This window comes from Coprococcus sp. AM14-16 (assembly GCF_003434675.1).
GTDB classification, from domain to species: domain Bacteria; phylum Bacillota; class Clostridia; order Lachnospirales; family Lachnospiraceae; genus Coprococcus; species Coprococcus aceti.
Genome location: NZ_QTLL01000001.1, coordinates 561,120 through 582,675, shown reverse-complemented (window position 1 = coordinate 582,675; position 21,556 = coordinate 561,120). Strand labels below are relative to the sequence as shown.

General features: G+C 42.5%; 22 protein-coding genes. 2 read left to right on the top strand and 20 right to left on the bottom strand.

Annotated elements, in window-relative coordinates; all coding sequences use genetic code 11:
- Positions 1-42: 42 nt before the first annotated feature.
- The 3 genes from DW159_RS02660 to DW159_RS02650 all read right to left on the bottom strand — a co-directional run bounded on the left by DW159_RS02660 (position 43) and on the right by DW159_RS02650 (position 3,639).
- Positions 43-1,371 carry a Na+/H+ antiporter NhaC family protein gene (locus tag DW159_RS02660; protein WP_117548858.1) on the bottom strand — a complete coding sequence of 443 codons (1,329 nt, stop codon included), beginning with the start codon at positions 1,369-1,371 and terminating at the stop codon, positions 43-45.
- Positions 1,372-1,395: 24 nt separating this feature from the next.
- Complete coding sequence (locus DW159_RS02655; RefSeq protein WP_117548857.1) at positions 1,396-3,066, bottom strand: family 43 glycosylhydrolase; 1,671 nt, start codon at positions 3,064-3,066, stop codon at positions 1,396-1,398.
- A 138-nt stretch (positions 3,067-3,204) separates the two neighbouring features.
- Positions 3,205-3,639 carry a hypothetical protein gene (locus DW159_RS02650; RefSeq protein WP_117548856.1) on the bottom strand — a complete coding sequence of 145 codons (435 nt, stop codon included), beginning with the start codon at positions 3,637-3,639 and terminating at the stop codon, positions 3,205-3,207.
- 173 nt (positions 3,640-3,812) lie between these two features.
- Here DW159_RS02650 and DW159_RS02645 point away from each other — a divergent pair, with 173 nt between their 5' ends.
- The gene (locus tag DW159_RS02645; protein WP_117548855.1) at positions 3,813-4,196 is read left to right on the top strand and encodes a BlaI/MecI/CopY family transcriptional regulator; all 384 of its coding nucleotides are present in this window, start codon (positions 3,813-3,815) and stop codon (positions 4,194-4,196) included.
- A 3-nt stretch (positions 4,197-4,199) separates the two neighbouring features.
- On the top strand, positions 4,200-6,038 hold the full coding sequence (locus tag DW159_RS02640; protein WP_117548854.1) for a BlaR1 family beta-lactam sensor/signal transducer: 1,839 nt from the start codon (positions 4,200-4,202) through the stop codon (positions 6,036-6,038).
- Here the strand turns inward: DW159_RS02640 and DW159_RS02635 are convergent.
- The 17 genes from DW159_RS02635 to DW159_RS02555 all read right to left on the bottom strand — a co-directional run bounded on the left by DW159_RS02635 (position 6,026) and on the right by DW159_RS02555 (position 21,421).
- Positions 6,026-8,215 carry a DUF6070 family protein gene (locus tag DW159_RS02635; RefSeq protein WP_147323100.1) on the bottom strand — a complete coding sequence of 730 codons (2,190 nt, stop codon included), beginning with the start codon at positions 8,213-8,215 and terminating at the stop codon, positions 6,026-6,028. The two genes, DW159_RS02640 and DW159_RS02635, sit on opposite strands and share 13 nt — an antisense overlap.
- A gap of 145 nt (positions 8,216-8,360) precedes the next feature.
- Entirely contained in the window at positions 8,361-8,681 is a 321-nt protein-coding gene (locus DW159_RS02630; RefSeq protein WP_242992598.1) for a C-GCAxxG-C-C family protein, read from the bottom strand.
- Between the two features lies 1 nt (position 8,682).
- Complete coding sequence (locus DW159_RS02625) at positions 8,683-8,985, bottom strand: type II toxin-antitoxin system RelB/DinJ family antitoxin (protein WP_004851281.1); 303 nt, start codon at positions 8,983-8,985, stop codon at positions 8,683-8,685.
- Positions 8,986-9,095: 110 nt separating this feature from the next.
- Positions 9,096-10,607: a hypothetical protein gene (locus DW159_RS02620; RefSeq protein WP_117548852.1), complete on the bottom strand. Its 1,512-nt coding sequence runs from the start codon at positions 10,605-10,607 to the stop codon at positions 9,096-9,098.
- Positions 10,604-11,308, bottom strand: a complete 705-nt coding sequence (locus DW159_RS02615; protein ID WP_242992597.1) for a TetR/AcrR family transcriptional regulator — start codon at positions 11,306-11,308, stop codon at positions 10,604-10,606. The genes DW159_RS02620 and DW159_RS02615 overlap by 4 nt, the downstream gene beginning before the upstream one ends.
- Before the next feature lie 214 nt (positions 11,309-11,522).
- A complete protein-coding gene (locus DW159_RS02610) occupies positions 11,523-11,765 on the bottom strand; it encodes a TnpV protein (protein ID WP_242992596.1) in 243 nt (80 codons plus the stop codon).
- 81 nt (positions 11,766-11,846) lie between these two features.
- Complete coding sequence (locus tag DW159_RS02600) at positions 11,847-12,026, bottom strand: hypothetical protein (RefSeq protein WP_330410578.1); 180 nt, start codon at positions 12,024-12,026, stop codon at positions 11,847-11,849.
- Between the two features lie 53 nt (positions 12,027-12,079).
- Complete coding sequence (locus DW159_RS02595) at positions 12,080-12,475, bottom strand: C-GCAxxG-C-C family protein (protein ID WP_117548850.1); 396 nt, start codon at positions 12,473-12,475, stop codon at positions 12,080-12,082.
- A gap of 260 nt (positions 12,476-12,735) precedes the next feature.
- Positions 12,736-14,826 (bottom strand): ABC transporter permease, encoded by a 2,091-nt coding sequence (locus DW159_RS02590; RefSeq protein WP_117548849.1) that lies wholly within the window; start codon positions 14,824-14,826, stop codon positions 12,736-12,738.
- Positions 14,813-15,580, bottom strand: coding sequence for an ABC transporter ATP-binding protein (locus DW159_RS02585; protein ID WP_117549420.1), 768 nt, complete (start codon positions 15,578-15,580; stop codon positions 14,813-14,815). Before DW159_RS02585 ends, DW159_RS02590 begins: the two co-directional genes overlap by 14 nt.
- Positions 15,581-15,815: 235 nt before the next feature.
- The gene (locus DW159_RS02580; RefSeq protein WP_117548848.1) at positions 15,816-16,832 is read right to left on the bottom strand and encodes a sensor histidine kinase; all 1,017 of its coding nucleotides are present in this window, start codon (positions 16,830-16,832) and stop codon (positions 15,816-15,818) included.
- 58 nt (positions 16,833-16,890) lie between these two features.
- Complete coding sequence (locus tag DW159_RS02575; RefSeq protein ID WP_117549418.1) at positions 16,891-17,553, bottom strand: response regulator transcription factor; 663 nt, start codon at positions 17,551-17,553, stop codon at positions 16,891-16,893.
- 236 nt (positions 17,554-17,789) lie between these two features.
- A complete protein-coding gene (locus tag DW159_RS02570; RefSeq protein ID WP_117548847.1) occupies positions 17,790-19,007 on the bottom strand; it encodes a 2-hydroxyacyl-CoA dehydratase in 1,218 nt (405 codons plus the stop codon).
- Positions 19,008-19,162: 155 nt separating this feature from the next.
- Entirely contained in the window at positions 19,163-20,074 is a 912-nt protein-coding gene (locus DW159_RS02565) for a hypothetical protein (protein ID WP_117548846.1), read from the bottom strand.
- A 184-nt stretch (positions 20,075-20,258) separates the two neighbouring features.
- Positions 20,259-20,711 (bottom strand): GNAT family N-acetyltransferase, encoded by a 453-nt coding sequence (locus tag DW159_RS02560; protein ID WP_117548845.1) that lies wholly within the window; start codon positions 20,709-20,711, stop codon positions 20,259-20,261.
- A gap of 219 nt (positions 20,712-20,930) precedes the next feature.
- Positions 20,931-21,077, bottom strand: coding sequence for a hypothetical protein (locus tag DW159_RS13595; protein WP_158547570.1), 147 nt, complete (start codon positions 21,075-21,077; stop codon positions 20,931-20,933).
- Entirely contained in the window at positions 21,074-21,421 is a 348-nt protein-coding gene (locus DW159_RS02555; protein WP_117548844.1) for a hypothetical protein, read from the bottom strand. The genes DW159_RS13595 and DW159_RS02555 overlap by 4 nt, the downstream gene beginning before the upstream one ends.
- Positions 21,422-21,556: the final 135 nt, after the last annotated feature.

Below are 21,556 nucleotides of genomic sequence, written 5' to 3'. Positions count from 1 at the left end.
TATTTATTTATTATATTGCGAAATCTCGTCAATTTATATTCTTTACCGTCTCTTTGCCAGATGTGTTTTGTCATTACTTCTTATAAGCATCCACACAAGCGAACTGACAAGAAGAAGTATTGGATAAAACAGATTTGGAATTATCTGGAATGCTGATATCTCATGTCCCAGCTCCGACACCGCTGATATTGCAACCAGCATCTGGGCACCGTAAGGAATGATTCCCTGGAATATGCATGAAAATGTATCAAGCAGCGACGCTGATCTCTTCGGGGATATACCATAATCCTCTGCCATCTCCTTTGCTATCGGATTTGCCATGACTATCGCGACCGTATTGTTGGCTGTGGCTATGTCCATGGCTCCAACCAGAAGTCCGATTCCGAGCTGACCTCCCTTGTCACCCTTGAACACCTTCTTTATAGCCGAAAGCAGCGCCTCAAATCCGCCATACTCTCTGATGAGTGAACACATGGCAGCCACAAGTACAGCTACCATACTCGTCTCGAACATTCCCGCTGCACCGCTTCCCATATTCGTCAGGAGATCCACTGCTGCCGTCTGCCCTGTGGCAAGCATGATGATGGAGCCTGACACGATTCCAACTATCAAGACTACAAACACATTAAATCCCACTATTCCTCCTATGAGTACCAGAACATAAGGAATGATCTGTATCATATTGTAATCATGGTGCACTACTCCGCCTATCTCAGTATTGAATGACTTAACCAAGATTACTATGAGCGTCACAATCGCCGCAGGAAATGCTATCCAGAAGTTTGCCCTGAACTTATCTTTCATGGCACACCCCTGACCATTACATGCTGCTATGGTCGTATCCGATATGAACGACAGGTTATCTCCGAACATCGCACCGCCCATGATGGACGCCACACAGAGCGGCAGATTAAATCCTGACGCATCGGCAACCGCAACTCCTATAGGCGTCAGAAGTGTTATTGTTCCAACAGACGTTCCCATAGCTGTTGATACAAAGCATGCTACAACGAACAGAACCGCCACGGAGAATCTCGCCGGAATGATACTCAGCATAAAGTATGCCACACTCTCGGCACTGCTCCGCCCCACGACTCCCACAAATATTCCCGCCGTCAGGAATATGAGCAGCATGGTTATAATATTTTTGTCTGTAAGTCCATTTGCCATGATCTGAAGCTTCTCATCAAAGCTTACCTTTCTGTTCTGCAGACATGCCACAAATATCGCCACCATGAAGGCGACCACTATCGGAATATTGTAAAATCCCATCGGAATCTTCAGCACGTACTCAAACAAAATTCCAAGTCCCAGATACAGGACAAGAAAGACGTATATAGGTATCAGTGCCGCACCATTTGACTTCTTCATAATTTTCCCTCTTCTTTCATTATTTTACCTAAATCTGATATCTTTTAATTGAAGCTTTCTGCTGCCATGGTATACAAGATACACCGCATGGACTCCCTCCGGGAAATCCACTCTGTTCTCGCGCCATCTCCACTCAGTCTCTGAGATATCGTCCGACAATGGTATATCTATTCTTCCGATACTCTCACCATATTCTGTCACGCATATGTCAAAGTATCCATGATTTTGCACATCTGATGCAGAACGCTTCTTATCATTCACTCCATCAGCATCGATATCACAGGATTCGTCCATGCCTGTTGATTTATTTCCTGCCAGGTCGTTTGCATCCTTGATCTGCTCCTGATTCTCACATCTCTCATCTACTCTGACAGGTCCCTCATACACTACCTTGTTGGCATCTGTCTCATATCTGACATTTACGCCAAATGTACTGCCGCCCTCAAGCGCAAAATACTTATACCCTATGAGTGTTCCATCCTCTATCTCCGCAATAAATCTATCCTCACCCTTATTCGTCACATTAGGGAATTCTGTCGTGTATATACTGTTGGAGCCGTGTGGCATATGTCCATTTGTCAGGTTGCATGCTATCACCGCCGGATACGTGCCATTTGCCACAAGCGGGCCATCGTTCAGACCGCAGCTCGTAACCTCCACCTGGTCTATGTGTCCATCCGCAGCTATATATATCTTCTCGGCACAGGCCTGTCTGCTGTAGTCCGACTTGTGTGTGAGTCTGTGATAGAACACGTACCACTGACCATCTATGCACTCTATACTTCCGTGCGTGGTTCCGGTCATATTCAGCTTGTTCTCGAAACTTCTTCCCTTATATCCCACATCGCCATTTGACACTATAGTGCCGCCAAATGTAAATCCGTGATCCGGATAATCGCTCACAGCATAGCACAGCTCATGGTTCTGCCATGACGAATAAACAAAGTAATATTTGTCTCCCACCTTTCTCATGGATGAACCCTCGAAAAATGGATGCTCCTCAAATGATGTTCCCTTCACGGCGTAAGGTATGATGTGCCTCGGTTCTTCCTTAACCGTCAGCATATCGTCCTCAAGCACCACCATAATCGGTCCCATGATGCTGTCCTTGTAGCCAAGTATATCATCCTTTGTTCTTCCGAACATGGATACCTCATCGTCCAGCCTGCCATTTGTCAGGAAATCAGGCTCCTCCTCGTATCCGTACTGGGTGCCGTAGAATATCCTGATGGTTCCGTCATCATTCATGGCTGCCGGATCAAAGCAAATGTACTTCTTCATAACAGTACCGTCCTTGTACTGCACATGACCAAGATATTCGTATTTGCCCGCCGGTGTATCACACACAGCTACACTGATCGGACCTGTATATCCGCCGTAACCGTAGTCACCGCCCATACAGTAATACAGATAATATCTGCCGTCATTTCCCCTCACGACATCTGGCGCGTACATATACTTCAGCTCCGGGTATGCCGGATCCTGGCTCGCCCTGTATGTAATACCCTCGCATCGCCAGCTTGTCAGATCTTTTACCGGCGCGGAGTACACCACATAATCCTGCATACAGAACGTGTAACCGCCCTCCTTATCGTGAGATCCATAATGATAAACCCTGTCGCCCCATACATGCGGCTCGCCGTCAGGTATGTACTCATTCAACGGCAAAAAAGGGTTGTAAACCTGCCTGTTCATATATCTTCTCCTTCTTGTATCAATTTTTTCTGTTTCACTAAAACAATAAATACCCAACATGATCCGCGTCATCTACAGACATGTTGGGTTTTCATATTTACAAGTATATTTAATAAAACTTTTTTAGTCAACCAGCACTTATAAAAAAGGCTGCATCTGCTCGCAGAGTTTCTTCTCAAGCTCTATGAGTCTCTTCGTCTTATCCTTCGCCCTGTCATCTGCTGCATTGTATTCGTTCAGATATTTGTTCAGCGACTTCACACCCATATTGCAGCCATCCGTCATAAGCTCCGCTATGGTATTGTCCGACTCATCCACTATGAGTTTCACATTTGTCTTGATCCAGGACATGCCCTTTGCTATTGGATTTGGATCCTTGCCATCGTCATGGTACTCATCCAGCAGCTTCCGTATCTCCTGTTTTATTGCGTTGTGCTCCTCCTTACATTCTATAAGTGTCTTCTTCATCTTCGCCGCGTGCACATATCCGAGCACCTCATCTATAGACGAAACACCCATCTTGATCCCGGCATCACATTCCCTGAGCAGCTTTATTGTGTCTGGTGATATCATCTCATATACCTCCTTAGCCTGTATATGAATATGTTACCCGGTGTTTGAAAATTATATACTCTGCTAAACAATCCTTTTTGGAGAGTTTCCTCATATGTATAGACAAAGGTTGACACCCCACCCCATAATCTTTATACTGTTATTACAAACGTAGTATTAAAGGAGTATAATCTATGAAACACATTCCCCAAATTTCCGAAGCTGAATATGAAGTTATGAAGGTTATATGGAAATATGCCCCTATAAGCACAAATGACATTACTGACAAACTGTTGCAGACCACTTCATGGAATCCCAGGACTATCCAGACTCTCATCAAAAGACTTTCTGACAAGTCTGCTATCTCCTATGAGAAAAAGGGGCGCATGTTTGTCTACTCCCCTGTCATCAGTCAGGAGGAATATCGAAAACATGAAAGCTCATCTTTTCTAAAGAAGTTTTTCAATGGACACATATCAGACATGGTTTCTGCGTTTGTGGCTAGTGATGAACTTAGTGCTGATGATATAAAGGAACTTCAAGACATATTAAATGGAAAAGGCACCGGGAGGAAATAAGGCTTGACTGAATTTTTCACACATTTTTTTATAAGCAATATATCCATAAGTTTATCTCTGCTGCTACTGATATTTGTTCGATTTATGTTCAGAAAACAGCTAACATGTAACGGCAGATACAACACCATATATATTGTGCTGTTTCTTCTCGTAATTCCATTTATCCCTGTAAATAATTCATTTATATTCCAGGCCATAGGTTTCATACGATCATTATTTAACAGAAGTACTTCTGCCGCAAATACAGTTACTCCTTTGCTTATCAATGCCAACCCTTCATCGAATGTGAACTGGATGAACGACTTTGCTGTATCTGTAAACAGTACATCTACAATATATCCAAAACTCCTTTTTATTATCTGGCTTGCCGGAGTTTACATATTTTCCATCCGTTTAATAGTGTCAGGCATATCACTATACAAGCTGAAAAAATCTGCTGTTCCAATCACCGACGATACTGTCATATTGAATATATATTCGGAATGCCTTGAGCTCTGCAATGTGCGCAGATATAAGCCGAAATTATATTCCTCCTCTGCTTTATCTGGAGCGGTCATTGTAGGTGTATTCCGCCCTGTTATATATATTCCACGGCAAATCAACGACTGCATATCCGATTACACAATAACCGACCTGAGACATATTTTGTTACATGAACTACAACATTTTAAACGCAGAGACAATGCCGTGAATATGTTTATCTGCATATTCTGCATACTGTATTGGTTCAATCCTGTTGTTATATACACATTACATACAGCAAGACATGACAGAGAAAAAGCATGTGACAATGATGTATTGCAGTGCCTCGGTCAAAACTATGCCGCGAAGTATGGGCAGACCATCCTCCGTGCGGCTGCAAGCAGATTCAGTAGTTCATCATCGCTATCATTCAAGAGCAAAAGCAGGAAAAAATTACTTAAAACAAGACTTCAGCTTATTGTTGATTTCAAACCTGTCACCAAGAGAGAAAAACGGAAATGTATATATGCATTTTTCATTATCATATTGCTGATTACTGTATGTGCGCCATTATCTGTATATGCTCTGGATGATACACAATACAAGGATTTTGCCCCGGTGAATCTGGAATCCTTTGATCTATCCAGCTACTTTTCTGGCTACAACGGCTGTTTTGTGCTGTACGACAAAGGAAATGATAAATGGTTTATCTATAACCAGGACAGAGCTCTATGCCGCACTTCACCGGATTCTACATATAAAATATATGACGCAGTGATGGCTCTTGAACATGGCATCATAACTTCCGACAACTCATTTATGCGCTGGGATGGGAGCTCTTACCCTTTTGATGCCTGGAACACAGACCAGACACTTCGATCTGCCATGACCGGATCTGTAAACTGGTATTTTGACAATCTGGATGCAGCTATGGACCACACAGATGCGAAAAATTTTCTCGGTCTTATTGAATATGGAAATCAGAATATCAATTCAGCTCAGAACTGTTACTGGCTGGAATCCTCTCTGACTATATCCCCGGTAGAGCAGGTAGAACTGCTATGTCACCTGAAAAATAATGATTGGAAGCTGTCTAAAACAAATGTGGATACAGTCATAGAGTCCATGTTTATTGCAAACTCAGATGGAAAAAGTCTGTATGGCAAGACAGGTACCGGCAGAGTTGATGATGTAAATATAAACGGCTGGTTCGTCGGATTCATTACATCTAATGATAATGATTACTTTTTCGCCACGAATATATCACTTTCTGAAAATGACAATCAGTTTTTATCAGCGGACGGACTTTCCGCATCGAAGATCTCTCTGTCAATACTGCGTGATCTCGGAATATATGCATATGGATATCAGTCAGAATAAACTGGTATGTCACATTCCATCTTCTCTATATGATTTGACATATATTTGAAAGTACCATCATCTTCCGGTTTTACTGTAAGTGTATTTCTAAATGCAATGTCAGATCCCTTGTCAGCCCACACCGCATCAACAATAAGCGAAACCGTTCCATCATCGTTGTAGGAATAGTCCACAACCTCTCCAAATGGTGGATACTGTTTTCCAAGGATGACATGATATCTGTACGAATCTTTTTCTGAATTGTAATCACAATTATCCCTCAACTCCGTCACAGTGACAGGGAACATTGACAACATAACAGACTCATATTTGTCTGCATCTATCCATCCACCATCAGGTTTTAGATTTTCACCAGTGTACAGTCTGTATATATCATCAAACATACATGGCACAAGTATATCTGATGCATTTGACTCATCCCAATCGATAACAAGCATATTGTAATTCACATAACTAAGCCCATACACATATTTTCTTGTCAGTTCCCTGCATTCATCCGTCAACGGACTGACTCTGAAATACTCCTTCAGCCCACCATGAGCTATTATATTTGAGTATGTATATATAAAGTAGCCTTTTTTTGTGAGTTTCATATCTCTTAAATCCCGTATGCCAGTCGCTATAAACTTCCAGTCATGATTCTCGAATTTTGCTGTGTTGAAAATCATCTGTATCCGGCTGTCATCATACACAAATGTCATCTCCGTCACGCTTGCATCCCTGTTTACCCTATATACGCAAATGTAATCACGCCCTCCACCATCTGTATAATTTCTATAAAAAGACTGAAATAACTGATAATTATACATATTGGTATCATCAGCAAAACATATCAGTCCACTGCTTCCTAAGATATCTACTGCACCATATATTAAATCACTATTATCCGAAATATCTTCATCCTCATACAACTTTCTTATGGCATCTGACTGCAATATTCCTATTATATCTACTTTAACATTCTCCATTTCGTCATCTGATAACAGACTATCAGCAATAACATTTCCATTCTGATTTATTGTGATGGTCTTATCTCCGTAGTGCTCCTGCCACTCTTTATCAGAAAGCCTGTCTCTGTACCAATATATCCCCTCTTTGCCCATCGTCAGAACATCATTTGACACATACTCAAATCCATCATTTTCTTTCTCTTTTATTGTAACCTTATGTGTAAATAATCTGCCACTCTCATCCTTCTCCGAAACAGCATTTACTATGAGGGTTATTGTTCCGTCAGCATTATACTCAGCATGCACTACCTCTGGAAATGGAACCAATGGTGTTACACTGTGATCAAACATCCCCCTCGTTCTGTACTGATACATTTGTCTGTACACATCATACACATTGACATGCTGAAGTACATCTGTAGACACAGGCAAATACTCCTGAAACACCTTCTCGTATAACTTCCCTTCTATCATATATGTAACCCCCTCGTCCGAATAGGGACTGGACATACCATATTTCATTTTGTAAAGTGCTTCATAGATATCATAATAATTTATTTTGTTCATATCTGATTCATCCCAGTTTGTGGTAAATAAATTATTCGAATCATATCCAATCGTCTTGATATACTTTCTGTTAAGTACCCTTAACTTCTCATCCAGGGGCTCAACTCGTAATGCCGTATACGCAGAATCTCCGTCATATCCTCCCATCCTGTACCTCTCAAAAAATAGATATCCGTCTGTGTATTTCCATGTATAGGCCTTATAGTTTTCTTCATTTTTCTCAACAAAACAGTTATTCTCCCACACATAGAATCGCCTGGTTATCATAACATTGTTACCGCCTGATTTAAAATCAAACCTTACAAAGGACTTATCATACATGACCTGCAGTATTGTACATCCTGCATCTCTGTCTTCAGCCACCTCTGATAAAAACATCTCCGCATTCTCTGCATTTGCCATATTGATCTGATTCTCCACATCCACAGCTATGTACCCCTTACTTCCCATCGATTCTATTACGGTCCTAGTCTGATTCAGTTTTTCTTCCTCGGTCTTGCGTTTCATATCCTGACAGGATGAATATATATCATCCAAATCTGCAATAAACTGATTTTCATCAGATATACTAAAATCAATAACTGTCCGCTCTGCGTCCGTCACTGCTTTTTTATTGGAACAACTGCATAACAATATGGCTATGCCAACCAAAAGCAGCATACAATATAACTTCTTGCATATATTACATATGTAGTATTTCGAGATAAAAAAATATAAGCTCATCATATTAAAACTCCTTTATAATAAATATTACGTTTGTAATATTTATTATAAAGGAGTTTATTGCTGTGTCAATACTAATTACTTATAACTTCGCCCTGCGATTAAGTAACTCCCGGCAACACAGAGGAATGCCATTGTGGTTATCTGCTATCCTGCGCCTGAACTGATTTATGACATAAGGCTTCTCAACACCAAGAGCGCCAAGCACCATAAGTCCTCCTGTGATCGCACCGCATGTCAAGCCACACTTCATGCCACCGCCGAAATTGGAACTGAGCTTTGCCGCCATGTCACCGGTAATTCCAAGTTCTTCTGCATAAGCTCTCAGAATTGTCTGCGCACAGTTGCTCACCATTGGATTTTCATTTCTTATGCTCATTGCTTTTTCTATATGTTTGTTCATCTCATATTTCTCCGTTCCTGTTTATTGCCCTCATATCACGGGAAACTTCAGCTGCATCCCTATACTTTCCCTGTGCAGCATGCTCACGAGACTTCTCTAACTTTTCAAGAATTTCATTCTCTGTCATTTTTTCATATGGATTTTTACTTATCCTCTTTATTTCAAACGGAAAGCCATTTGCAGCCAGTGCCTGCGTTAAAAAAATACGAATTGCTGTTGTTGTATCCGTACCTAAATCTCTAAACAATTCATCTGATTTTACTTTTAATTCATCATCCACTCTAACTTGAATCGTACTTGCCATTTGCTCAACCTCCTAATCACTCAATTCTCTTTATAATATAACAAAAAAGCGCCGTATTGCTACGACGCTTTTGTCTTGCTCGGAAGATGGAGCAAGGGAACGCTATTCAATTATCTGTTGTACTTTTTCTTCCTGCTGACAACCGTTGTACCGATGGCTGCACCGCCGCTGACAAGCAGCAGAGAGAGCCACAAGGCAAGATTGAAATTATCACCGGTCTGGGGAGATTTGGAATCGTCTTTCAGCTTCACCGTTACGGTGTCGGCTTTTTTGATTTCCTTTGTGCCGACCTTGTCGCTGAAATACTTGCCACAGCCTTCGCAGTACCAGTACTCGATATTGCCCTCGGTGGTCTTTGTCGCCGCCACTGCCGGGAAGTGTTTCAAATCAGAGTGGTTGTTTGCATTCAACTCTCCGTAGCTTTCGCCACAGAACTCACACTTTGCCTTGTCCTTGCAGGTCGCTTTCCCGCCGGTATGCTCAGTCAGCTTCTTGCCGCAATAATCACACTTGTGGTCTTTGTTATCGTCTGCACACTCGCTGATTATATAATCGCAGATATCACATTTGTGATCTTTGTTTGCATCGATGCAATTCTCCGTTTGCGTGCCTGCGGAGCATCCGTCAACGGTGCAGGTGCGGGTATGGGTGCCGTCTTCGTTGGACGTCCAAGCTCCCCAGTCGTGATCCAGCGCATTGCCAGAGAAGAAGGTCGCCTCATCCGCCGTGCCCTCGGAGCTCATACCGCAGACTGCGCAGGACTTGTAATAGACCGCCTTTTCGGTACAGGTTGCAGCAGACTTCAAATACTGCGTCTCTGCTTTTTCAGCCGTGAAGCTGTGTGCCGCCATCTCGCCGTATTCGCCGCCGCAGACCGTGCAGACAGCCTTGGCGGTGCAGGTCGCCGTGCCGCCGTGGCAATTCTCGGTTTCCGTATGGCTGGTGTCACGCTTACAGATTCGGGTGTGGGTCTTTTCATCGCCGTTCTGCGTCCAAGCGCCCCAGTCGTGATCCAGCGCATTGCCGGAGAAGAAGGTCGCCTCATCCGCCGTGCCCTCGGAGCTCAGACCGCAGACTGCGCAGGACTTGTAATAGACCGCCTTTTCGGTACAGGTTGCAGCAGACTTCAAATACTGCGTCTCTGCTTTTTCAGCCGTGAAGCTGTGTGCCGCCATCTCGCCGTATTCGCCGCCGCAGACCGTGCAGACAGCCTTGGCGGTGCAGGTCGCCGTGCCGCCGTGGCAATTCTCGGTTTCCGTATGGCTGGTGTCACGATTACAGATTCGGGTGTGGGTCTTTTCATCGCTGTTCTGCGTCCAAGTGCTCCAGTCGTGCCCAAGCGGTTCGGAAGATCCGCCGCAAACCGTGCATGTCCTTCCGCTTGTGCAAGTCGCCGTTCCGCTCCATGTGTGTGCCTCCCAGTAATCCCATGTATTATTACACACCGTGCATGTAAGATCGCATCGGTGCCATTTATCATTTGCGTATTGACGAGTCACCCTTACCGTTTGTCTCTGGCCGCATTTAGTACATAACGCAATATTCGCCGCATATGCCGTCATAGGCATAACAGCCAGCATCACGCACAGTATGAGCACAACGCTCAAAATTTTCTTATTCATATAGTTTCCTCTCCTTTGCTGTCCTTTGACAGCTTAAAGTCATATTTCATTTCCAACATGGCGAACAGCTTATACATTACCTCGGTGGCAATTGCCTTGATATCCAGTGATTGAATAAAGGCAAGCACCTTTGCCTGCTCTGCTTCCGGTACCCGATACACCCGCATAGCCGCCGTCAAAAAGCGGTTGAGCTTGCGTTCCAACGGGAAATGAATATCACATTTTCTCGCCATATAGCTGCGCATCAATCCTGCTGTGCCGATTTCCATCTCGTAAAAGTCGCTCTCGGTATCATCAGGGAAATTTTCACCAAAAATCTGCTTCAGCTCTGCTGTGGTATGCAGGTAAATATATTCCGACGTGTCGGGCAGGGAATAGGCTTCAATGTAGATTTCCCGCAGGTTCTCGTTCTGCTCGGTCAGGGTCAGTTGGATCGCCGTTTCCACCGCATAGGCGTAAACCAGCGGCAGCTTGCTGTCTGCAATGCTTCTTGCCACGCCGAACTGTCCGCCAAACATTGTTTCGGTCAATTCCAGCAAAATTCTGTCTTTGGTAGGAAACAGATTCAAATAGCTTCCTCTTGCCACGCCCGCTTCGTCCACAATCTGACCGACAGAGGTGTTTTTATACCCCTGTTCCAGAAAGAGACGGACGCATACGGTCAGTATTTTCCTCTTTGTTTCACTGCTGTCTCTCCGCAAATATATCGCCTCTCTTTAAGCATCCTAGTACGCATACTAATAATATCATAACAAGTGCAAAAAGGCAAGTGGAATTTAAAACTCTACCTCCGTAAATTGTGACATTTCCGCAAACGCTGGCTTCTTCTATTACTCACGGAACTTTATGACTTCTTGAATACTGCCCGAAAAGGAAAAGCCGCCATCTGTTGACAGCGACTTTTCTTACTTAGTATTAACAGTATATAAGCACACTCGAAACGATTTCCATAGCAGCGCTACGGATGTTGTTCATCCTTTGCACCCACAGCATTTGATTTTCCTCTTTGAGGGCTTCCGTTATGCCCTCTTTTTCGGAAAGCTGCTTTACCAGCCGAGAAAACATTGCTTCTGCCTGCTGATGGGCTTTTGTGCAGTCAGTATTGCAAAACCTCTGCCTTGTGCTGTTCGAATAAAACTCCCAGCAGCACCGAAACATTCGTCCCGATCCAGACGTTATCTCCCACTGTGATAGGCAGGGCAATCTCTCAATGTAACTTTTTCTTCATCATCATATATACTACAGCTTATACTGCATGAAATTACCATTATGAACAAATCCGAAATCCGTATACAATTTAACTCCCATGTCAGATGCCGTGATCTGTATCGTTCCACATCCATAATCCCTTGCATCATTTACAACACGGGATAACAGTCCCTTTGCAATGCCATTTCTTCCATTACTTGCATCCTCCATTCCAGAATCCCTTTTTCCTCCAGGATAGGTAAACACGTTGTTCTTGTTACATTTTATTCACTCTTCACCAGCTCATCTATCAGCTCTATAGCCTCTCTTATCATGCCGTCACAGTGCACTTTCTTGATTCCGCCCTTTTGGGCATTTGCCTTTAACAGATCGGTACAATCGGTCATGCCGTTGTGGTTATCTGCTATCCTGCGCCTGAACTGATTTATCACGTATGGATTCTCAACGCCCAGAGCGCCAAGCACCATAAGCCCTCCTGTGATCGCACCGCAGGTTGAACCACACTTCATGCCACCACCGAAATTAGCACTTAGCTTTGCCGCCATATCTCCTGTTATTCCGAGCTCGTCCGCATAAGCTCGCAGAATGGTCTGCGCACAGTTATTGACCATCGGTGTCTCGTTTCTTATCTCCATAGCTTTTTCTACATGTTTGTTCATTATGACTTCCTCCAATCCATATACAAATAATCATTTGTTAACCATCAAAATTCCTTTTTATGTATCCCTTTGAGGAATTTCCCCATTACACCTCCATATAAAAAATGGCGGGGAGTCTCCCCGCCTAATTAGGTTGGACCTGGGTCTTGCGACCAGCCCAGATAATGTGACATGTCACATTTATATCGTATGTTGATGATAACATAATTATGTTATTCATTCAATAAAAAGTGCAATTATTTTCAATAATAGTTATATCCTCACTCACTGATAATCTTCCTGCTGCACAGATATGTTATAAGGAAATATCCACCATATATGATCATCACGATAGCAGCTGTGATTCCGATAGCACCTGCTATATCATACGCTCCCATAGTGTCAAGAATCTTCATGCTGACCATCATTCCAAATATCGAATGGACTATGGCGAGAGCAAGTGGGAATACGAAGAATAGTCCCATCTGTGAGAAAAGAGCCTTGTTGATCATGCGCTGATCCACGCCAAGCTTTCTGAGCATCTTGTATCTCTCTATGTTGTCTGTGCTCTCCGAGAGCTCTTTGAGTGCAAGGATGGCTGCACCGGATATGAGGAATATGAGTCCGATATACATACCTATAAATGATGCTATCGCTCCTACTCCCACGCTGGCTGCTTTCACGCTGTCCTTAGTATTTACTGTGATAAGTCCGCCGAGTTCATCCTTCTTTGATACATTCCTTATGATCGTATCACTATCCTGTATGACATCCCTGTCCTGATCGGCATACTTTCCGATGAAATATTCCTTTGCAAACTGTGCACCTTCAACGGCTGAATCCGGCACGATAAACACGCCTGTATTGACCGGCTGTGTGGCAAGCTCTATATCTCCGTCTATACAGTATGAGATAACCGGCTTAAGCTTGTTGCCATATACCTCTATCTCTTTGCCCTCCTGAAGTCTCTCGTCACGAATCTTCACGAATATTCTATAATTTGCCAGGATGGCATATTCGTCATCGTCAAGCTGGAGCTCAGCATTGTCATAAAGCTTTGCAATCTTGTTGTAGTCGGACTGTGATATGATCTCCTCCGTTCCATCAAATCCAGACCAAGCGTTTACATCTATTCCAAGAGAATCAATCAGTGCCTCATCTCCCAGATAGTTTCTGATAGTAAGTGTAGGACATGTATACGTGTGTACGTCAACATAATCTGAAAAGTATGTTCCGAGATCTATATTATTTTCACTATATACGTCCTCTATGCTCTTTCCATCAGTAACTTCAAGTTTCTTCAAAAGATCATTTGTCTCGCTGTCATTACCCATCTCGTCTTCATCATAATAGATTGAATCACCGCTCTGGGTCTTTGATATACACACATCCGCTCTTGCATATTTCGCAATGCCCTCATTTAATGAATTCTTTACTGCAAGTGCTGATGAAAGCACACATATTGTCACAAAAAGCATAAGGCAGATTAATGATATTGAAAGTACATTTGTGTTGACACGGCTGCTCATCTGTCTCACGACAAATGAATTGAGTCCCTTGTAATACACATTCTTCATGGATGACACGATCCTGAAGAGCATTCCGGATACCGACCAGAAGAAGAGCACTGTTGCAATACATCCAGTCACGATCCACTTGTAGAGATCGTTCATGTACATGTCATTTATATCGGTAATTACCGCATGATAAGCATATCCAAGTGATACAACTGATATCAGGAACACGATAACTGATACCCATGGATTTTTGATCTTGACATTCTCAGATTTTCTTCCATTCTGGAAAAGGTCGATGAGCTTACATTTGCTGATGATAAATGTGTTGAAGATTATAACCACCACATATATGATTGCAAAATACAGACAGGTCTTGGCAAATGCGCTGCCAGAGAACACAAAGCTGTATGATGACATATCTGCATCGAACATGTTTGCAACAAGTACACTTGTTATCTGTGAAATTCCTATTCCGGCAAGAAGTCCTACCACAAGTGATACAAGTCCGATGATAAGTGTCTCTATGAAAAGCATTGTGGACACCTTGCGTTTTCCCATTCCAAGGATGAGGTACAGACCAAATTCCTTGTTACGCCTCTTCATCAGGAAACGGCTTGCATATATGATGAGAAATCCGAGCACAAATGCGATGAACACACTGACACCCGCAATCATCTTGCTCATGAGCTGCACGACCTGTCTTGTGTCAGCCGATATCCGGAGCATGGCGGTCTGCGTCTCTATGGCATTGAACACATAGAAGATTGCAACACCGAGTACCAGAGTGAAGAAATATATGGCATAGTCCTTTATACTCTTCTTCATATTTGATACGGAAAGCTTAAAGAGCGTCATTCAGATCACCTCCAAGCAGTGTCACGACATCTATGATCTTATTGAAAAATTCTTTTCTGGTATCTCCTCCTCTTCTGAGCTCGTGGAACACCTTTCCATCCTTGATGAAAAGTATCCTACCTGCATAGCTGGCTGTAAATGAATCATGTGTTACCATGAGTATCGTTGTCATGAGATCCTCATTTAGATGCTTAAGTCTCTCAAGCAACAGCTTTGCCGACTTGGAATCGAGTGCTCCCGTAGGCTCATCTGCAAGCACAAGCTTTGGGTCAGTGATGATGGCTCTTGCAGATGCGACTCTCTGCTTCTGACCGCCCGACATCTGGTACGGATACTTCTTCAGAACACTCTCGATCTCAAGCTCCCTTGCAACAGCTCTGACCTTCGCATCTATCTGCTTTGCAGGAACATTCTGTATGGAAAGTGCCAGTGCGACATTCTCATACGCTGTGAGTGTGTCAAGAAGATTGAAATCCTGGAATATAAATCCAAGCTCCTCTCTTCTGAACTCGTTAAGCTTGTTGCCCTTAAGTGTTGTGATATCCTTGCCGCCCACATAGATGTGTCCGCTGCTAACCTTATCTATAGTTGAAACGCAGTTGAGCAGTGTCGTCTTACCGCTTCCGGATGCACCCATGATAGCTACGAACTCTCCTGCCTCCACATCGAATGATATTCCATCTATGGCCTTTGTCATATTGGATTTGTTTCCATAATACTTCTCAATGTTGTCAATCTTTAATATTGTTTCCATTGAATTTCCCACTGGATTTTCCATAGAATTTTTCGTTGAATTTTTTGTTGGATTTTCCATTGAAATGCCTCCTCAAATGTTTGTCTATTACTGCTCTCACCATTGAACATATTTGCAGTTTACACATTTTGAAAGCAATTGTCCTTTTTTCATTATTACCTAACATTACAATTCTGTAACCTTGGGGACGCTCACCCGATCCGGTATCCCACTATCGAAAAACGCAATTTTTATATCATCCAATCTTGTATATATCATTATGTCCAAATACTATGCTCACATCTGTGTATTCATCCACCTTTGACGCTATATTCAGCTTATGTCCCAGCTGCCTGCACAGATTGTCTATTATATAAAGTCCCATACCTGTGGATTTCGCATGTTTCCGGCCATTTTCCCCGGTAAATGATTTCTTGCACACAAGTGGAATATCAGACTGTGGTATACCTATTCCATTGTCCTTTATGTGCAGAGCCTTGCCGTCACCCACTGCTTCAGCCCAGATCTCTATAGTCTTTTCCTGTCCCCGGTCTATATACTTGATGCTGTTGCTCACGATCTGATTTACCATAAACTCAAGCCACTTTGAATCCGTCACAACACATTCATCCACATCATGAACATTCAGCGATATATCACCATCAAGCAGCATATCCTTGTTCTTCAACGCCACTCTTCCGATGACACTCTTAAGATTTGTTTCAGCAAATCTGTAATCCGCCGCAGCATGCTCCGCCCTCACATAGTAGAGTACCTGATCCGCGTACGCGTCGAGCCTTGCGACCTGTTCCTCGTATTTTCTCGGGATCACATCCCTGTTGTTGTGGCACATGAGCACCAGACTGGCTATAGGAAGCTTGATCTCGTGAACCCAGATCTCAATAAAGTCCTTGAAATCCTCCACGCTGTCCCTGTACTTTCTCACATTCTCAGTCATGGACTTGTTGATGTCGTACATAGCTGAATACACCAGCTTACCCTCGTAGAAGTCAGGCTCGTCCAAAGTGTCAAGTATAAGATACTTCTGATCCAGTTCATCCAGATGTCCAACCAGACTGTTGTAGAACCTATATTTCTTCAGATAATCGTAGGCGATAACCGAGACGACAAATATCACAGCCACGATAACGAACATAATCCTCATCTGTAACTGTGAGTGAAATGCCATCATGAGCAGATATGTGAATATCACAAATCCCGCATATCCCGCAATTATTCCAAGTTTATCCTTTATATACAAGCCAAATTTCATTTTACAAAATTACTCCAATCTTTTGTCACTGTAAATGATATACAATCCCACTTACCTGTCATACAAGTCGGTATCCCTGCTTCTTCCTGGTCTCTATGGCATCATCATATCCAAGATCCGCCAGTTTTCCTCTGAGCCTGCTGATGTTCACCGTGAGTGCATTGTCATTTACAAACTCATCATTATCCCACAGGTCCGTCATGATCTCATCCCTCGACACTATCTTTTCCCTGTTGGCAAGCAGCAGCTGGAATATGATCATCTCATTCTTGGTGAGAACCATCTCCTGATCACCTTTGCTGATAGTCCCCTTGCTGAAGTTGACCTCCGCATCTCTGTATGATGCCGTATTCTGGCTGCCCTCCATGCGCTTGAGCACCGCCGCTATTCTAAGCAGGAGTATCGTTGGATTGTACGGCTTGGTGATATAGTCATCCGCACCATAGCTCATGGATATGACCTCATCCATCTCGGAAGTCCTGCTTGTAACCATGATGATCGGCACATCAGATTCCTTTCGTATCTCCTTCACAAGGTTTCTGCCGTTTATCCCCGGAATATTGATGTCCATGAGCACCAGATTCGGCGCAGCCTTAAGTATATCGTCTTTTGTGTGTTCAAAGCTTGTGAGACTCAGTGCCTCATAGCCTTCCCCCTCAAGTATCTGCACAAGCTCCTGACAGATACTATCGTCATCTTCCACGACAAATATTTTCTTCATATCATGTTTCTCCATTTTCTATTTTCCATTTAGGCAATTACAAAACCATTAATCTACTCAACATGCAAGAAGATGTTTAGCATTACCAAATCAGGGGAATACGAAGTCGCCGGTACTTATATGGCACGTTAGTGACATCTTTAGTACCGTTGCAGACTGAGTTAAGCGAGAGCGACCCCTGATTGGTTTGCTAAAACATCTCTTGCACATTCAGCGTATTCAAGTTTCGCAATTGCCTATTTCCCCATTTTAAGTGGCATGTCCACCAGCATCCTCGCCCTGTTGTAGACATTTAACTTTGAACCACTGGAATCCACATCACAGCTCACTATCATGCCCTGCGGCAGCTTCTTCTGAAGTGAAGGATAAAGTCCTCTTCCGCAGGTGTGATTCGGCATGCAGCCAAATGGCTGGACAGCCAGAACCTTCCGGCAGTCGTGGAGAATATGTCCTGTTATCTCTGCGCCGATGAGCCAGCCGTCACCGGTCTTATACCCCCAGCTCACATATCCTTCCGCCTCACGTTTCATCGTGAAAAAATCCTCCATTGTGTAGAAACCGTATTTTCTAAGCGCATCTATCATGGATTTCTGGATACTTCCAAAGAACTTAAGTCCTGCCTTATACAGCAGTGATTCAAATGTCATATCTTCTGTGAGGTGTGAATCCATATAATACATGGCATACCATGAAAGGCCGTTAGTATGGCTCTCACATCCGTTCTCCTCAAGGAACTTTATCATATCCCAGTTTCCAAGATGACAATACTTTATATATAATTCTCCAACGATTCCCACACGCTGCTTTCTCTTGTCACTAAGCTTTATCTTTGCAAAGCTTTTGGCAATCCTCTCAAAGTTTCTTTTCATATGTCCTATCGTTAAGTGTCTGCCCTGCTTTAGATCCTCAGATAGTGTCCTGACCCATTTCTCCCACAGTCGCTGTGCCTGCCCACATTTCACCTCATTTGGCCTGGTCTGGTTGAGCAGTAGCATGAGAATGTCCCCATAGAAAAGACCAAACAGTGCCCGCCATACCATATACGGATGCAGCTTCATCTGACAGTCCTTCTCAAGCCCCTTGACATTTAACGAAAGTATCTTTGTCTGGTTAAATCCGGCATTTATCACAGCCTGTCTTAGCACATGAAGATAATTTGCTCCTCTGCAGGCATCCCCCGCCGTCGGCATGAGCAGCCTGACCCTACCTACATCGTATTTTCCGGACTGTAATGCATCTATCATCTGTCCTGCATTTAACACTATCGGATAACACATGTCATTGTTCACATACTTTAACCCCACATCTGTGATACCATCCTCACTTTCCAGTATGACCGGATGATAATCCTTTGAATAAAACGCATACTTGATAAACGGAAAATGCGCATCCAGCATGGCGGGTATCAGCAATATATACTTTTCGTTCCATGAATCTTCGTCGATCTTATACATCTAATTCTCCCAAAACCCAACACAGCTCAAAAATATTGAGCACCCAATATAGAGCAGTATAACACAAAGATTCCCGAAACAATCTTATTAATTCTTGAACTATAAAAAGCACCAATGCTTTGTGGGCATTGGTGCCTATCTTCTCTGTATTCTTTTTACACTACCTCATTATCTTTTACCAGCTCCATGCTTATATTCTCTTTCAAATTCTCTCCAAGCCTGAATACTGGCAGGTAATCAATTGCCATTTGAACCTGAAACTCATTTAATTCAATTTCTACATTATGAATCCGTCCGCTTTGAGGAAGGCACACATGTATGACAGCATAATGTCTATATTCTTCTGAAGAATATATGCCATCTTCATACTTTTTTAAACGAACTACTTTCCTTGATATTCCCTCCACCAGCCGATAATCTATAGCATACACCTTCTTTTCTGTATATGCATGTATATGTGTCGTTCCAAACGCGAGTCCATTCTTTTTATAAACAACGAATCTGGCATTAACATATGACTTTTCTAATGCATCATAGTCAATATCTCTCTTTAACCATTTTCTGACTGGTGCACCAATATACAAGGAAAAATTAAAATAAAACAGTATACCAAATAATAATATTCCTGTAATTCCGAGGAAAAGTTTCTGCATCATCAAACAGACCGATCCAAACATAAGAAACGCCATAAAAAGCATCCAGATAACATACTCTCTTCTTCGAAATCTTGATAATAGATCTTTTTTCATATCTGGATACATAGCTTTCTCAAATGGATATTTGTTTTTATATGTAATATAGTTATGTTGCCACTCAGCAGTTTTGAAATAATTCCCACTGATTATATCTTCATTTTTATCTACAGAACTTCTATCTGCACTTTTTTCTTTGTGATAAGCATATATAAAATATGCTATCATTGCCGGACATGCCGTACATGCACATATTTTTCCAGGCATGTCTCCTCGTACAAAAAAGAAGAAAAGTCCTATCACAACAATAACCAATATATATACCACCAATAATAATGGTGTCATCTCCGGGACTTTACGTTGATTATCTTTCATATCTATTGATCTCCCCTAATTCCTCATACATCTTTATTCTGTTCCTTAAAGCAGTGATTCATCGCCCATTCGAAATGCTACTCAAATCTTCGTGGTACAAAAACTTGCATTTGAAAGCTCTCTTGGATGTGCAAGTGTCAGGTACGTGTGATCTCCGTCTTATTATACATTATAAATCTATACATCACAGCTTATATTGCATAAAGTTGCCATTATGAACAAATCCATAAGCTGTATATAATTTCACTCCCATATCAGATGCCGTGATCTGAACCGTACCACAGCCATAATTCTTTGCCTCTTCGACAACTCTGTGCAGTAGTTCTTTTGCAATACCCTTACGCCTGTATGCTGGATTTGTGAACATGCTGGACAGGAGTCCCATCTTCCCACTTGGGCATCCAAAGTATGGCGGCTTTTCTACAAATGACATTCCACTTGTACCTATGATTTTCCCTCCATCTTCAGCAATCCATGATACAAATGTGCCATCCTTCATGTGACGCATATAATAATCACGAAGTGCCGGTCTTAGATCAATATCCTCCTTGGCACCTTCTTCCCGTAACTGATTTATTCTCATTTCGATGAATATATCCAGATTTTTTTCTGTCAATTTTCTGTATTGTATTCCCATCCCATACCTTCTAAAAAATTAGATATTTATCTACAATGTCAGCAAATTCATGACCAGCTTGACCATTATATCTTTTTCCTCTGGATTTGACTCTGCGATCATGAGCGTGATTGCTACCAGCGCACCATCACTGTAAAATATGTGCTTTTATCTGTTCAACAGGAATTACAGACTCAGGTACAACCTTTTTTCCCGTATTGATTTTCAATTTCCATACAACTATTCAGTTCTACCGAAAATCTCATACAAGATCAGATCTTTCATTCGTTCCATCGTCTCTTCATAGACAGTCTGGTGAAGGATATCTCTCCCCTCCGCAGCAAGCACATATATCTTGATAAGATTTGCCACAAGCGGAATGTTCACATCCGGGCGGACCCCCTCCATAGTCTGAAAAAAACGCTTTCCAATACCTCCATCTTTGCAGTTGAAGAGTATTTCTTTACCGCAACGATATCCATCTTATATTTGCGCATATACCTGTACACCTCATCCCCTGCTAAACTTTCATTTGACAGTATCTTATACAGTGCTATGCGAGGAAGTATGGTCTGAGACAGTGTCTTCATCTGATTCTCTGTCTTGCCTTTTGTATTCTCAATCAGCGATTTGAGAATTTTACCCTGTTTCTCATATAACACATTTCCTTTTTCATCTCCAAACTCTGAGATCAAAAAAGCTTTGATCTGTTTTTCCTGCCTTATCTTCATGCTCATATCTCTTTTAAACACCATCATCCAATACGGTTAGTTTTTTCTAGCCATGTAATTAGTATAACAAATCAGGCAGCAAGATACAAAACATTCAGTATATTATTTATCTGTGGAAATAAAAAGGCAGGTCAA